At 62.8% G+C, this 14,460-nt stretch carries 15 protein-coding genes and 1 riboswitch; of the genes, 9 read left to right on the top strand and 6 right to left on the bottom strand.

Translation table 11 applies throughout. From position 1 onward, the window contains the following. Positions 1-56: 56 nt before the first annotated feature. The 3 genes from relA (at position 57) to APH28_RS10690 (ending at position 3,758) form a co-directional block, all read left to right on the top strand. A complete protein-coding gene (gene relA, locus APH28_RS10700; protein ID WP_060509182.1) occupies positions 57-2,297 on the top strand; it encodes a GTP diphosphokinase in 2,241 nt (746 codons plus the stop codon). A gap of 61 nt (positions 2,298-2,358) precedes the next feature. Continuing rightward, complete coding sequence (mazG, locus tag APH28_RS10695; RefSeq protein WP_060509180.1) at positions 2,359-3,192, top strand: nucleoside triphosphate pyrophosphohydrolase; 834 nt, start codon at positions 2,359-2,361, stop codon at positions 3,190-3,192. Between the two features lie 26 nt (positions 3,193-3,218). Continuing rightward, complete coding sequence (locus APH28_RS10690) at positions 3,219-3,758, top strand: DUF2058 domain-containing protein (protein WP_060509179.1); 540 nt, start codon at positions 3,219-3,221, stop codon at positions 3,756-3,758. A gap of 46 nt (positions 3,759-3,804) precedes the next feature. Here the strand turns inward: APH28_RS10690 and APH28_RS10685 are convergent, their stop codons facing one another. The 4 genes from APH28_RS10685 to purM form a co-directional block, all read right to left on the bottom strand. Then, positions 3,805-3,987, bottom strand: coding sequence for a hypothetical protein (locus APH28_RS10685; RefSeq protein WP_060509177.1), 183 nt, complete (start codon positions 3,985-3,987; stop codon positions 3,805-3,807). 169 nt (positions 3,988-4,156) lie between these two features. Continuing rightward, complete coding sequence (locus tag APH28_RS10680; protein WP_060509175.1) at positions 4,157-4,867, bottom strand: DUF3108 domain-containing protein; 711 nt, start codon at positions 4,865-4,867, stop codon at positions 4,157-4,159. Positions 4,868-4,875: 8 nt separating this feature from the next. Then, the gene (gene purN / locus APH28_RS10675) at positions 4,876-5,529 is read right to left on the bottom strand and encodes a phosphoribosylglycinamide formyltransferase (RefSeq protein ID WP_060509173.1); all 654 of its coding nucleotides are present in this window, start codon (positions 5,527-5,529) and stop codon (positions 4,876-4,878) included. After that, positions 5,529-6,587 carry a phosphoribosylformylglycinamidine cyclo-ligase gene (gene purM / locus APH28_RS10670; RefSeq protein WP_060509171.1) on the bottom strand — a complete coding sequence of 353 codons (1,059 nt, stop codon included), beginning with the start codon at positions 6,585-6,587 and terminating at the stop codon, positions 5,529-5,531. Before purM ends, purN begins: the two co-directional genes overlap by 1 nt. Before the next feature lie 256 nt (positions 6,588-6,843). Between purM and APH28_RS10665 the strand changes: the two genes are divergently transcribed. From APH28_RS10665 to APH28_RS10645, 5 genes are all read left to right on the top strand, one after another. Then, on the top strand, positions 6,844-7,914 hold the full coding sequence (locus tag APH28_RS10665; RefSeq protein WP_060509169.1) for a DUF2066 domain-containing protein: 1,071 nt from the start codon (positions 6,844-6,846) through the stop codon (positions 7,912-7,914). 12 nt (positions 7,915-7,926) lie between these two features. Next, the gene (locus tag APH28_RS10660) at positions 7,927-9,000 is read left to right on the top strand and encodes an AI-2E family transporter (protein WP_060509167.1); all 1,074 of its coding nucleotides are present in this window, start codon (positions 7,927-7,929) and stop codon (positions 8,998-9,000) included. A gap of 152 nt (positions 9,001-9,152) precedes the next feature. Next, positions 9,153-9,860: a DnaA regulatory inactivator Hda gene (gene hda, locus APH28_RS10655; protein WP_060509165.1), complete on the top strand. Its 708-nt coding sequence runs from the start codon at positions 9,153-9,155 to the stop codon at positions 9,858-9,860. Between the two features lie 126 nt (positions 9,861-9,986). Beyond that, a complete protein-coding gene (locus APH28_RS10650; protein WP_060509163.1) occupies positions 9,987-10,625 on the top strand; it encodes a C40 family peptidase in 639 nt (212 codons plus the stop codon). Between the two features lie 139 nt (positions 10,626-10,764). Then, the gene (locus APH28_RS10645) at positions 10,765-11,298 is read left to right on the top strand and encodes a C40 family peptidase (RefSeq protein WP_060509160.1); all 534 of its coding nucleotides are present in this window, start codon (positions 10,765-10,767) and stop codon (positions 11,296-11,298) included. A 59-nt stretch (positions 11,299-11,357) separates the two neighbouring features. On the opposite strand, the gene APH28_RS10640 is transcribed toward APH28_RS10645, so the two are convergent. Beyond that, positions 11,358-12,275: a LysR family transcriptional regulator gene (locus tag APH28_RS10640; protein ID WP_060509234.1), complete on the bottom strand. Its 918-nt coding sequence runs from the start codon at positions 12,273-12,275 to the stop codon at positions 11,358-11,360. Between the two features lie 124 nt (positions 12,276-12,399). Here APH28_RS10640 and APH28_RS10635 point away from each other — a divergent pair, with 124 nt between their 5' ends. Then, positions 12,400-13,458 (top strand): tartrate dehydrogenase, encoded by a 1,059-nt coding sequence (locus APH28_RS10635; protein WP_060509158.1) that lies wholly within the window; start codon positions 12,400-12,402, stop codon positions 13,456-13,458. A 2-nt stretch (positions 13,459-13,460) separates the two neighbouring features. On the opposite strand, the gene APH28_RS10630 is transcribed toward APH28_RS10635, so the two are convergent. Continuing rightward, on the bottom strand, positions 13,461-14,039 hold the full coding sequence (locus APH28_RS10630) for a hypothetical protein (RefSeq protein ID WP_060509156.1): 579 nt from the start codon (positions 14,037-14,039) through the stop codon (positions 13,461-13,463). A gap of 166 nt (positions 14,040-14,205) precedes the next feature. Next, positions 14,206-14,427, top strand: a riboswitch (cobalamin riboswitch). Positions 14,428-14,460: the final 33 nt, after the last annotated feature.

Here is a 14,460-nt window from a genome sequence, read left to right as displayed (position 1 = left end):
GCACGGTGATTGCCAGTGCACCCGTGTGGTGCGCTGTATGGAAAGGTAAAACAAAGATGGTACAGGTGAGAGTGCACCAGCCGGTCAACACAGACGGCAGTATCAATCTCGAAGCATGGCTGGATCACGTGGTGAGCGTCGATTCGGCTCTGGATCGCGTGGCGCTGAAAGAAGCCTGCGAGTTCACCCAGGAAATCGAAAAGAAGGGCAACCCGGCCAAGCATTCGTGGGCCGATGGTACGTCCAGTTATCAGGCCGGCCTGGAAATCGCCGAAATCCTCGCGGACCTCAAGCTCGACCAGGATTCGCTGGTCGCCGCGGTGATCTATCGCTCGGTACGTGAGGGCAAGGTGACCGTGGCCGAAGTCGGCCAGCGCTTTGGCCCGGTGGTGTCCAAGCTGATTGACGGCGTGCTGCGCATGGCCGCCATCAGCGCCAGCCTGAGCCCGCGCCAGTCGCTGGTGCTGGGCTCGCAGGCGCAGGTCGAGAACCTGCGCAAGATGCTCGTGGCCATGGTCGACGACGTGCGCGTGGCGCTGATCAAGCTGGCCGAGCGTACCTGTGCGATCCGGGCAGTGAAGTCCGCCGATGACGAAAAACGCCTGCGCGTGGCGCGCGAGGTGTTCGACATCTATGCGCCGCTGGCCCACCGGCTGGGCATCGGCCACATCAAGTGGGAGCTGGAAGACCTGTCTTTCCGCTACCTGGAACCCGACCAGTACAAGCAGATCGCCAAGCTGTTGCACGAGCGCCGGCTGGACCGTGAGCGCTTTATCAGCGATGTCATGAACCAGCTGCAGAACGAGCTGCTGGCCACCGGCGTCAAGGCTGACATCAGCGGCCGGGCAAAACACATCTATTCGATCTGGCGCAAGATGCAGCGCAAGGGCCTGGAGTTCAGCCAGATCTATGATGTGCGCGCTGTGCGCGTGCTGGTGCCGGAGGTGCGTGACTGCTATACCGCGCTGGGCATCGTGCACACCCTGTGGCGGCACATCCCCAAGGAATTCGACGACTACATCGCCAACCCCAAGGAAAACGGCTATCGCTCGCTGCACACTGCAGTAATCGGCCCCGAGGGCAAGGTGCTGGAAGTGCAGATCCGTACCCACGGCATGCACGAGGAAGCCGAGCTCGGCGTCTGCGCCCACTGGCGTTACAAGGGCACCGACGTCAAGCCAAGCTCCAACCACTACGAAGAAAAGATCTCGTGGCTGCGCCAGGTGCTCGAATGGCATGAAGAACTGGGCGACATCGGTGGCCTGGCCGAGCAGCTGCGGGTCGATATCGAACCCGACCGGGTTTACGTGTTCACCCCGGATGGCCACGCCATCGACCTGCCCAAGGGTGCCACACCGCTGGACTTTGCCTACCGGGTACACACCGAGATCGGCCACAACTGCCGTGGCGCCAAGATCAACGGGCGCATCGTGCCGCTCAACTACAGCCTGCAGACCGGCGAGCAGGTGGAGATCATCACCAGCAAGCACGGCAACCCGAGCCGTGACTGGCTGAACTCCAACCTGGGCTACGTCACCACCTCGCGGGCCCGGGCCAAGATCGTCCACTGGTTCAAGCTGCAGGCGCGTGACCAGAACGTCGCCGCCGGCAAGACCTTGCTCGAGCGCGAACTCAGCCGCCTGGGCCTGCCGCAGGTGGACTTCGAACGCCTGGCCGAGAAGACCAACGTCAAGACCGCCGAGGACATGTTCGCCTCGCTCGGTGCCGGCGACCTGCGCCTGGCGCACCTGGTCAACGCTGCCCAGCAGCTGCTAGAGCCGGAACGTATCGAGCAGATCGAACTGGTGCCGCGCAAGCCTACAGGCTCGCGTACCGGCAAGCGTGGCGACATCCAGATCCAGGGCGTCGGCAACCTGCTCACGCAGATGGCCGGCTGCTGTCAGCCGCTGCCGGGCGATGCCATCGTCGGCTACATTACCCAAGGCCGTGGCGTCAGCATTCACCGCCAGGACTGCGCCTCGGCGCTGCAGCTGGCCGGGCGCGAGCCGGAGCGGATGATCCAGGTGAGCTGGGGGCCGATCCCGGTGCAGACCTACCCGGTCGATATCGTCATCCGTGCCTACGACCGCCCAGGTTTGCTGCGCGACGTGTCGCAGGTGCTGCTGAACGAGAAAATCAACGTGCTGGCGGTCAATACTCGCTCGAACAAGGAAGACAACACCGCGCTGATGTCGCTGACCATCGAGATTCCGGGCCTGGATGCGCTGGGGCGCTTGTTGGGGCGGATTTCGCAGCTGCCGAACATCATCGAAACGCGGCGTAATCGTACCCCTTGAGACCGCGGCGCGGCCTTCGCGGGTTTACCCGCGAAGAGTCTCCACCGAAGGACCTGCTTAAATGACCTACACCCTCGAAGACCTGCTGCACCTCATGGCCCGGTTGCGCGATCCGCAGTACGGCTGCCCGTGGGACCTGAAGCAGAACTATGCGAGCATCGTCCAGCACACCATCGAAGAAGCTTACGAAGTCGCCGACACTATCGAGCGCGGTGATTTCGAGCACCTGCAGGGCGAGCTTGGCGACCTGTTGTTTCAGGTGGTCTACTACAGCCAACTGGCCCGGGAAGAAGGGCGCTTCGAGTTCGATGGCGTGGTCGACAGCATCACCCGCAAGCTGATCCGTCGTCACCCCCATGTATTCCCGACTGGCGAATTGTATGCGCCACTGGACACCCCTAGCCTGAACGAGGCCCAGGTCAAGTCACGCTGGGAGGAGATCAAGGCCGAGGAGCGCGCCGAGAAAAGCACCCCTGAACAGCTGTCGCTGCTCGATGACGTACCGGCGGCATTGCCGGCGCTGTCGCGTGCAGCCAAACTGCAGAAGCGCGCGGCCACCGTCGGCTTCGACTGGCCAGCGGCACTGCCGGTGCTGGACAAGGTGCGCGAGGAACTCGACGAAGTGTTGCAGGCCATGGCCGACAACGATGCCGACGCCCTTGAAGATGAAGTCGGCGACCTGCTGTTCGCTGCTGTGAACCTCGCCCGCCACCTCAAGCAAGACCCGGAAAACGCCCTGCGCCGCGCCAACCGCAAGTTCGAGCGACGTTTCCGCTTCATCGAACAGGCATTGCGCAACAGCGGCAGGCCGATTGAACACTGTAACCTTGACGAGCTGGACGCCCTGTGGGGCGAAGCCAAGCGTCAGGAAAAGAACCTGCCCAGCTGCGGCTGAGCTGATGCATAAGTGAGTGAATATTCATGAGCCTTTCCCTTCGCGACCAATTGCTCAAAGCCGGTCTGGTCAACCAGAAACAGGTCTCGCAGACCAACAAAGCTGAAAAGAAACAGAAGCGCATGGAGCACAAAGGCCAGGTCGAAGTCGACGACAGCCAGCAGCGCATTGCCAAGGAAGCCATGGCCGAGAAAGCCAAGCGCGACCAGGAGCTGAATCGCCAGCAGCAGGAAAAGGCCGAGCAGAAGGCCCGTGTGGCGCAGATCAAGCAGTTGATCGAAGCCACCCGACTGCCCAAGCTCAATACCGAGGACTATTACAACTTCGTCGACGACAAGAAGGTCAAGCGTATTGCCGTCAACGCCCTGATGCGCACCCGCCTGAGCAACGGCGCGCTGGCCGTTGTGTCGCATGCCGGTGGCTACGAAGTGATCCCGCGCGAGGCGGCAGTGAAGATTCAGGAACGCGACCCGAGCCGTATCCTGCTGCTCAATACCCATGTCGAGGAGGCGGACGAGGACGATCCGTACGCGGCCTACAAAATCCCAGACGACCTGATGTGGTAAGCACGAAAAACCCCGCCAAGGCGGGGTTTTTTATTGGAAGAGGGTGTTATTGCGTGGTGCGCTGGCTTTCCAGCGCTTCGAGCTCTGCCCGGTACTGGTGCGCTTCATGTTCCTGGTGGAACATGCCTACCAGCTGGCCTTGTTGGTGCACGTCCCAGATCCGCACGCCAGCGGCCAGGCCTTCGTGGGACATTTTCGATTCGTCGCGTTCGGTTACTTGGACTGTCATCGGTAAACTCCACTGCTTGAGTTGGCTGCGACACTGTGTCGCACAACCCCTTTATAGAGTTTGTTAGCAGGCTAAGTAAATAAAACAGCCATGAAACAAGTTTCATGAAAGCCGGGCAAAAAGAAGCCCCGCACAGGGCGGGGCTCCAGATATCAAGGGCTGCAGTGGATCAGTTACCCTTGACCGTCTTGCCATCGACCGTGCCTTCCTGCAGCACGATCACGTACTCTTTGCCATCGGTTTCGACCTGGCGCAGCTGCACCAGCAAGTAGTCCCAGTCCTTGGCGAACCACAGCTCGGTGACGCGCTTGTTCTGGCTTGGGGCGCGCACGCGCTCGACCTTCACCGCCTCGACCTGGCCGGTCTTGGTCGTGATCTTCTCTGTGCCGAGCACGCGGAAGTCGTAATTGTCGATCTCGTCGCCATCGACCACCTGGTAGGTCATGCTCTTCTTGCCTGCTGCCACATCGTGCTGCAGGGCAAGCTGGTAAGAGGACTTGTCCAGCACGCCGCGGTTGAGCGGCAGGCTGATGGGGTCCTTGCGGTCGGTGCCAGTGATTTTCTTGCTGTTCCAGTCGAAGGTCAGGTCGACGGTCTTGGCCTTGCCCAAACCGCCACGCTCGAAGTGGTACTTCTGCGGCAGCAGGGTGTCGTTGTCCATGCGCAGGGTGCTTTGCTCGGTCAGGCTGGCGATCATCATGGAGGCCTTGAAATCAAGGTTCCAGCTGCCGTCCTTGTTCTTCACCAGGCTGCGCTCGGCGGTGCCGCTCATGGGCAGTTGCTTCCAGTCGGCGGTGTAGCTGGCCGAGAACGGCTTGAGGTCAGCTGCCTGGAGCGGCAGGGCGAGCACGGCGAGAGCCAATAGCAGGGCGCGACGCATAAATTCTCCTAGGGTCGGATCAAGTGACCACTGGCCGGCAGCGGTTTGTCATCCAGTAATGCACCCTGTTCGCCCAGGCGCAAGCGCCCTTGGGCAAACCAGTGCACCGCCAGCGGGTAGATTTGGTGTTCCTGATGGTGGACCCGTTGGGCCAGGCTTTCCACCGTGTCATCAGACAGTACCGGTATTACAGCCTGTACGACCAGAGGCCCGCCATCGAGTTCCTCGGTGACGAAGTGCACACTGCAGCCATGCTCGGCGTCACCTGCCTCCAGCGCCCGACGGTGGGTATGCAGGCCCTTGTAGCGGGGCAGCAGCGACGGATGAATGTTGAGCAGGCGGCCCTCATAGTGGCGCACGAAGCCGCCACTGAGGATACGCATGAAGCCGGCCAGCACGACCAGGTCCGGGGCAAAGCCGTCGATGCGCGCTATCAGCGCGGCATCGAAGGCTTCACGGCCGTCGAACTGGGTGTGGTCGAGCACCACGGTGTCGATACCGGCCGCCTGGGCCCGTTGCAGGCCATAGGCATCGGCGCGGTTGGAGACCACCGCGGCGATGCGCACCGGGCTGTCCTGCGCGTGACAACTGTCGATCAAGGCTTGCAGGTTGCTGCCGGAACCCGACAGCAGTACCACTACATTGCAGGGCTTGCTCGGCATCAGTGTGCCTTGAGGTTCTGCAGTTCGACCTGGGCGGCGCCTTCGGCGGCTTCGGCGATGTGGCCGATGACCCAAGGCTGCTCACCGGCGGCGCGCAGTTCGTTCAGGGCCGCTTCGACCTGATCCTGGGCTACGCAGATGACCATGCCGACGCCGCAGTTCAGGACACGGTGCATTTCGTGCTCGTCGACGTTGCCTTTTGCCTGCAGGAAGTCGAACACCGCCGGGCGCTGCCAGCTGGCCACGTCAACCACGGCCTGGGCATTCTTCGGCAGTACGCGCGGGATGTTGTCCAGCAGGCCACCACCGGTGATGTGGGCCATGGCCTTGACTGCGCCGGTGTTCTTGATCAGCTGCAGCAATGGCTTGACGTAGATGCGGGTCGGCGCCATCAGCAGGTCGGTCAGCGGCTTGCCGTCGAGCTGGGTGTTCCCGATGTCGGTGCCGGACACTTCGAGGATCTTGCGGATCAGCGAGTAGCCGTTGGAGTGCGGGCCGGAGGATGGCAGGGCGATCAGTGCGTCACCGGTGGCAACCTTGGAGCCATCGATGATCTCGGCCTTTTCCACCACGCCGACGCAGAAGCCGGCCAGGTCGTAGTCTTCGCCTTCGTACATGCCTGGCATTTCGGCGGTTTCGCCGCCGACCAGGGAGCAGCCAGCCAGTTCACAGCCGGCGCCGATGCCGGTGACCACGGTGGCGGCGACGTCGACATTCAGCTTGCCGGTGGCGTAGTAGTCGAGGAAGAACAGCGGCTCGGCGCCGCAGACCACCAGGTCGTTGACGCACATGGCGACCAGGTCCTGGCCGATGCTGTCGTGCTTGTTCAGGTTCAGCGCCAGGCGCAGCTTGGTGCCGACGCCGTCGGTGCCGGAGACCAGCACCGGCTGCTTGTAGCCGGCCGGGATCTCGCAGAGGGCGCCGAAGCCACCCAGGCCACCCATGACTTCAGGGCGTGCGGTGCGTTTTGCCACGCCCTTGATGCGTTCGACCAGTGCTTCGCCGGCGTCGATGTCTACACCGGCGTCCTTGTAGCTCAGGGAGGGTTGCTTGCTCATTGATCCAGGCCTTTAAGAGGGAGGGATTCGTAGAAACGACCATGACGGCCAAGGCCGGCTGGGAAGCGGCGGCTGCCTGAAACGTCAGTGGTCTGTGAAGGCGCGCGATTTTATCAGGGTTGCCGTGCAGCGGCCATCCTCAGGCCGACGGGCAGGGCGGTTAATTGCTGAAAAAGGTGTGCGGGTGGTTGATAGGCCACCTTCTGTATAAGCTGCAAACCACATGCTTCAAGCGCAACCGGACAGGAATCCCCCCATGCGACTACTCAATTATCTGGCAGCAGGGTGCCTGGCACTGGCCAGCATTACCGCGCAGGCCGAAACCGTCTCCGGGCTCTATCAAGTGCGCGAGCCAGTCGAAGGGCAGGGCGCCGAAGCCCGTGCCGCAGCTACTGCCAAGGCCTTCGAAACCTTGGTGCTGCGCCTGACCGGCGACCCCAAGGCGGCGCAGAGCCCGGCGTTGGCCGAATTGCGCAAAGACCCGCAAAAGATCATCAATCAGGTCGGCACCGAGGCCGGGCCGCCAGAGTCGGTGCAGGTCGAATTCGATCCCGGTAGCACCGACAGTGTCTTGCGCAAAGCCGGCCTGGCGCTGTGGGGCAGTAACCGGCCATCCATCCTCGGCTGGTGGCTCAACGACAGTGTCGAAGGCAGCAACCTGGTCGGTGATGGTCAGTCAAGCGCCCAGCCGCTGCGCCGCGCTGCCCAGCACCGAGGCTTGCCGTTGCGCCTGCCGCTGGCCGATCTGCAGGAGCAACTGGTCGCCAACGCCAAGCAGCTCGAAAGCAACGACCCTGCGCCATTGCGTCAGGCTGCCGAGCGCTATGGTGCCGATGCCTTGCTGGCCGTGCACGCCCATGAAGCCGATGGCAAATGGCAAGGTAAATGGCAGCTGTGGCTGGGCGACCAGCGTGAACAGGGCAACGCCGAGGGCGCTGACCAAGCTGCCCTGGCGGACGCAGTCATGCTAGCGGTCAGTAGCCGCCTGGCGCCACGCTACGTGGTCAAGGCCGGTGCCAGCAGCCAGTTGCAGTTGCAGGTGCAAGGCATGAACCTGCAGCGCTACGCCGAGCTGAGCCGAGTGCTGGAACCCTATGGCCCACGCCTGCAGATGGCCGAAGGCGGTACCTTGACCTATGCGGTCACCGGCAATCGCGAGCAACTGCGTGCCCAGCTGGGCCTGGCCAAGCTGCAGGAGGTGCCGGTCGAGCAGGTGCCGTCTGCCCCGGTCACCCCTGCGCCCAACCCAAGTGCTGCACCAAGCCAGCCAGCCGCGCCTGCACCTGCCACTGCCAAGCCGTTCGACGGCCTGCGATTCCGTTGGTAAGGGGCGCTATCGATGACTGACATGCGTCGCTGGATCGGCTGGGGCGCTGCACTGCTGATCGCCGTGCTTCTCTATAGCCTGCACAACATTCTTACGCCGTTCCTGGTCGGCATCCTGCTGGCCTACCTGGCCGACCCGCTGGTCGACCGCCTTGAACGCCTGGGCCTGTCGCGTACCTGGGGCGTGGTGGTGGTGTTCGGCCTCTTCACCCTGGTGCTGATGGCCCTGCTGTTGGTACTGGTGCCGTTGCTGGCCAAGCAGCTGCTGCGTCTGTACGAACTGGCGCCGCAGATGCTCGACTGGCTCGAGCATGTGGCGCTGCCCTGGGTGCAGGGCCGCCTGGGCCTGGCCGATGGCTTCTGGAAGTTCGACAAGATCAAGGCTGCCATCGGCGAGCACATGGGCCAGACCACCGACATCGTCGGCATGCTGTTGTCCCATGCCACCGCCTCGAGCCTGGCACTGATTGCCTGGCTGGCCAACATGGTGCTGATCCCGGTGGTGGGCTTCTACCTGCTGCGCGATTGGGACCTGATGATGGCCAAGCTGCGCGGTCTGCTGCCGCGCCAACGCGAGCCGCAGGTGGTGAGCCTGGCTGGCGAATGCCATGAGGTACTGGGGGCGTTCGTGCGCGGGCAGTTGATGGTGATGCTCGCGCTTGGCGTCATCTATTCCGCCGGCCTGATGCTGGTCGGGCTCGAACTGGGGTTGCTGATCGGCATGCTCGCAGGATTGGCGGCCATCGTGCCATACATGGGCTTTATCATTGGCATCGGGGCAGCGTTGGTGGCCGGGCTCTTCCAGTTTGGCGGTGACCTGTATCCGATGCTCGGCATCGTCGCCGTATTCATGGTCGGGCAGGCGCTGGAGGGCATGGTACTTACGCCGCTGCTAGTCGGCGACCGCATCGGTTTGCATCCGGTAGCGGTGATCTTCGCCATTCTCGCTGGCGGTGAGTTGTTTGGTTTCACCGGCGTGTTGCTGGCGTTGCCGGTGGCGGCGGTGATCATGGTACTGCTGCGGCATGTGCATGACCTGTACAAGGAATCGGACATGTATGCCGGGGATGTCGACCCGGATCTGTGAGCAAAGGGGCTGCCATGCAGCCCCGTAACAGCGCAACTCGTTGATTTTGCTTGCGCTATCCGCCTGCATGATTGTGCGCCTGGCAATGCGGGTATAGACTTTGCACATTGTTCACCAAAGGCCCCCTGCGGTCCTGTAGACCGCCCGCGAGCATGAAACCACCGATCCAGTTGCCCCTGGGTGTGCGCCTGCGCGATGACGCCACCTTCATCAACTACTATCCGGGCGCCAATGCTGCGGCGTTGGGCTATGTCGAGCGGCTGTGCGAAGCCGACGCCGGCTGGACCGAGAGCCTCATCTACCTGTGGGGCAAGCAGGGCGTCGGGCGCAGCCACCTGCTACAGGCGGCTACCCATCGCTTCCAGCAGCGCGGCGAAGCCGCTGTGTACCTGCCCCTGGCGCAGTTGCTCGATCGCGGTGTGGAGCTGCTCGACTATCTGGCTCAGTACGAACTGGTGTGCATCGACGACCTGCACGTGATTGCCGGCAAGGCGGACTGGGAAGAGGCGATGTTCCACCTGTTCAACCGCCTGCGAGACAGCGGCCGCCGCCTGCTGCTGGCGGCCTCCGCTTCGCCCCGTGAACTGCCGATCAAGCTGCCCGACCTCAAGTCACGCCTGACCCTGGCGCTGGTGTTCCAGATGCGCGGCCTGTCCGATGAGGACAAGCTGCGTGCCCTGCAGCTGCGTGCTTCGCGTCGCGGCCTGCATCTGACTGACGAAGTCGGTCATTTCATCCTGACCCGTGGCACGCGCAGCATGAGCGCGCTGTTCGACCTGCTCGAGCGCCTGGACCAAGCCTCCCTGCAGGCCCAGCGCAAGCTGACCATCCCTTTCCTGAAGGAGACCCTCGGCTGGTAGCCCTGTAAACACTGGGCTTTGAGGTGCAAAACGAAAAAGTCACATCTTTTTCGATAAAATTTGCAAATGGCCATGATAGAGGGCATAGTTTCCCCCTTCCAAAGGATTACAGACACGGTCGTGCCCATGCTGAAGCGCTTCGCACCCCTCGTGCCACTCGCACTCGTGACCCTGCTTTTTGGCTGCGCGGCCCAAGGCCCGATTTCCCAGCCTCAGGATCACACCCCGGTTGCCTCGCAATCGGTCAACAAGGCCAAAGCTTCGCCTTCGTCCGTTTTCGGCGAAGAAGAACAGGCCACTGAAGATGACCTGGAGGCCTTCTCCAGCAGCAAGCCTTATCAGCTCCCGGTGCTGGCAGACAGCATCCTCGAGCGCGGCATGTCGCTGATTGGCACCCGCTACCGCTTCGGCGGTACCTCGGAAGCCTCGGGTTTCGACTGCAGCGGTTTCATCGGCTACCTGTTCCGCGAAGAAGCCGGCATGACCCTGCCGCGCTCGACCCGCGAAATGATCAACGTCGATGCACCCAAGGTAGCGCGCAACAAGCTCAAGCCAGGCGACCTGCTGTTCTTCAGCACCAATGGCCGTGGCCGTGTCAGCCATGCGGGCATCTACCTGGGTGACAACCAGTTCATCCACTCCAGCAGCCGCCGCAGCGGTGGTGTGCGCATCGACAGCCTCGGTGATCGCTACTGGAGCAAGACCTTCATTGAAGCCAAGCGTGCCTTGGCCATGGCGCCGACCACCAATATCGCGCGCAACTGATATCAAAATGATATATCCTGCCACGGCGGCGTAGCTTGAAAAAAAGCTCGCCGCCGTGCGCATTTACAGAAAGCGTCTAATCTAATTTCTCAACTCTTTTCGGCTGCGGCCGGTCGGTCTCAGACAGGAAGTTCTGGCCATGGCGATGATGGCGCGCTTCGCACTCCTTTCTCTGGTGGCATTGCTTGCCGCCTGCTCCAGCCGTGCTCCGGCACCGGCCCCGGTGGTGCAACCACGGATTACCTACAGCCAGCCTGAAGGCTCGCCACTCGCTGACGACGTGCTGATGCGCGCCATCGGCCTGGTCGGTACGCCGTATCGCTGGGGCGGTAACACACCGGATTCCGGGTTCGATTGCAGCGGCTTGATCGGTTACGTGTACCGCGATGCGGCGGGCATCAGCTTGCCGCGTTCGACGCGCGAGATGATCGTCATGCGCGCACCTACCGTGGACATCAATTCTCTGCAGTCGGGTGACCTGGTGTTCTTTGCCACCGGGGGTGGCTCGCAGGTCAGCCATGCCGGTATCTACGTCGGCGAGGGGCGCTTCGTGCACGCGCCCCGCACAGGCGGTACGGTACGCCTGGATTATCTGTCCAACAGCTATTGGTCCAAAGCCTATCTGCAGGCCAAGCGGGTCATCCCGCAGGGCAACCTCGCGCAATACCCGTGAACTGAGCCGGCCGGCGCTGTCGCCGGTGCTTTTTCCCGGCGGGAGTTCGCGGATGCCGTTCAGTAGATGTCCTCCAGGTCCAGATGGTCGATACGCTCGAAACGCTCGATGAGAAAGTCGATCAGGCGCCGTACCCGTGCCGACAGGTGCAGCTGTTGCGGATACACCGCGTAGACATCGGCACGGGTTGGCGTCTGGTCTTCCAGCAGCAGGCGCAGGCGCCCGCTGCGCACGTAGCGGGCAATGTCCCATTCAGCCCGAAGCAGGATGCCGTGGCCCTGCAATGCCCAATTCAACGCCACCTCACCGTCATTGCAGCTCAGTGCGCCGCGCACCTTGATGTTCTGGGTGCGACCGCCATTGGTGAAGGTCCACACGCCACAGGGCGATTCGTTCTGCCGCAGGAAAATGCAGTTGTGCTGGGACAGGTCCGCCAGCCTCTGGGGTGTGCCGTGCTTCTCCAGATACAGCGGCGAGGCACACAGCAGGCGGCGGTTGGAGGCGATCTTGCGCGCGTGGAAGGATGCATCCGGCAGGCTGCCGAAACGAATGCCCAAGTCGAAGCCGTGGCTGGCCAGGTCCAGCGGATGGTCGCTGATTTCCAGCTGGACTTCGATGTCGGGGTGACGGGCATAGAAGTCGGCCAGTGCCGGGCCGATGTAGCGGCGGCCGAAGCCCAGCGAAGCGTTGACCCGGATCAGCCCCTTGGGCTCGGCACGGTGCTGGCCGATCAACTGCTCCACTTCGTCGACCTGAGCGAGGATCCGCGCGGCATGGGCGAAATACAGCTCGCCCTCGGCGGTCAGGCTCATGGAGCGGGTGGTGCGGTTGACCAGGCGTATACCCAGGCGTGCCTCCAGTGCGGCCAGGCGCTTGCTCACCGCAGGCGGGGTCACGCCCAGCTCGCGTGCGGTGGCGGCCAGGCTGCCTTGCTTGGCCAGCAGGTGAAAGAAGCCCAAGTCCTGTGTCGGATTCATCATTAACCCATGGTTACTTAAGACATGATCCAGGGTTAACTGCTGCCCTGTGTTCACTACATATACTCGCCCCATCCCCGCCGATACAAGCCCGGCGGGCCACCACAAGCATGGGAGTCGAGACATGAACAACTACAAGATCGCCGCCATCCCGGGTGACGGCATCGGCGTCGAAGTGATTGCTGCAGGCGTGGAAGTGCTGCAGGCGCTGGCTGCCAAGTGCGGCACCTTCGGTCTCGAGTTCGCTCACTTCGACTGGGGTTCAGAACGTTACCTGCGTGAGGGCCAGTACATTCCCGAGGGTGGCCTGGCATCGCTCAAGGCGTTTGATGCCATCTTCTTCGGCGCGGTGGGCAGCCAGGAGGTGCCCGATCATGTGTCTTTGTGGGGCCTGCGCCTGCCGATCTGCCAAGGCTTCGACCAGTACGCCAACGTGCGCCCGGCACGCGTGCTGCCTGGCGTTACCAGCCCGCTGGCCAAGGGCAAGGCAATCGACTGGGTGATCGTGCGCGAAAACTCGGAAGGCGAGTACGCCGGCAGCGGTGGCCGGGTGCATCAGGGCCTGCCCATCGAGGTGGCAACCGAGGTCTCGACCTTCACCCGCGTGGGCGTGGAGCGCATCCACCGCTTCGCCTTCGAACTGGCCCGCACGCGTCCGGCCAAGCACCTGACGCTGGTGACCAAGTCCAATGCCCAGCGCCACGGCATGGTGCTGTGGGACGAGGTGTTCGCCGAAGTGGCCAAGGATTATCCGGATGTGCGCACCACCCGTGAACTGGTGGATGCCGTGACCACCACCATGGTGCTCAAGCCCGAGCAGCTGGATGTGGTGGTGGCAACCAACCTGCATGCCGACATTCTCTCGGACCTGGCCGCCGCGCTGTCCGGCAGCCTGGGCATTGCACCCACCGCCAACCTCAACCCGAGCCGCGAATTCCCGTCGATGTTCGAACCGATCCACGGATCGGCCTTCGATATCACCGGCAAGGGCGTGGCCAACCCGATCGCGACCTTCTGGACTGCGGTGATGATGCTTGAACACTTGGGTGAAGCCGCCGCCGCGCGCGAGCTGATGGCAGCCATCGAAGCGGTGACAGAAAGTGGCCTGCACACGCCAGACTTGGGTGGCAAAGCGACTACTCGCGAAGTCACCGATGCGGTACTGGCGCTGATTCGTCGCTGAGCTCAGGCCTGCTTCAATAGCAGCGCCACCCCCGGGAAATACTGGCCCAGCTCGTTGTGCAACTTGCGATAAGCGTAGGGAAAGTACCAGGCGATGGCGCAGGCCGTATGCTTTTGCAGGTCATCGACCAGGTCCTGCAGTTCTTCCGGGCTGGCATGCTGGCCCGCCTTCCAGGGGGTGACGAACAGCGCCCCGGCTTTCAGCTGGCTGGGGTAGGCCACCTGGCGGGCGAGGGTGGCGGTTTCCTGCAGGGCCGTTGCCATGTCCAGCCGGGCGATTGTTGGCCAGCGCTGGCTCACGCTCAGGTAGAGTGCCTCATCGGCGCTGCAGATCGACAGATCGCAGCGCCCCTCCTGGTCGCCCTCGTCACGCTGCTTCTTGCTGGCAAACTGAGGCAGTGCCGTCAGCTCGGCCTGCCAGGCGGCTGCGGCGAGCATGCCGATGTTGGCGGCGCTGCCATGCCAGTACGGGGCCTCGGCATCGCCATTGAACTGGTTGAAGCGGTCGATGCAATCGACCCAGCGCTCCAGTACTGGCTGCAGAAATTCCAGGTTCGGGTTGTTGATGATCTGGCCTTGCATACTGCGCACTCCTGTTATCGTTGTGATCGCGTTCAGTGCAAAGTGATGGCTATGTGATATCACTGATGTCAGTGTGGCACAACCTGACGGATCGGCCATTGTCCCAGGCCAGTTCTGCCGAAGTAAAAGGCCCCGTTCGATTGACGCTCCCGGTGCAACCCTCTAACCTTCGCGGCGTGTTTCAGGTGCCCTGCCAGCCCCCACTGGGCAGGGTGAAACTGGGAAGCCGGTGGTCGCCAGCATGGCGCGATTCCGGCGCTGCCCCCGCAACGGTAGGTGAGTAGCGGCCGCGCAGGGCCACTGGGTACAGTTACCCGGGAAGGCGCGCAGGCCAGGGCCGATTGCCCGCTCACGAGCCCGGAGACCGGCCTGATACTGCCAACGGCATCACGGAGGGTGATGCGCGGTGCACCGTGGCTGC

Origin of the sequence: Pseudomonas sp. NBRC 111124, from assembly GCF_001320245.1 — a bacterium.
In the GTDB taxonomy this organism is placed as follows: Bacteria; Pseudomonadota; Gammaproteobacteria; order Pseudomonadales; family Pseudomonadaceae; genus Aquipseudomonas.
This window is presented reverse-complemented; position numbering and strand designations above follow the sequence as displayed.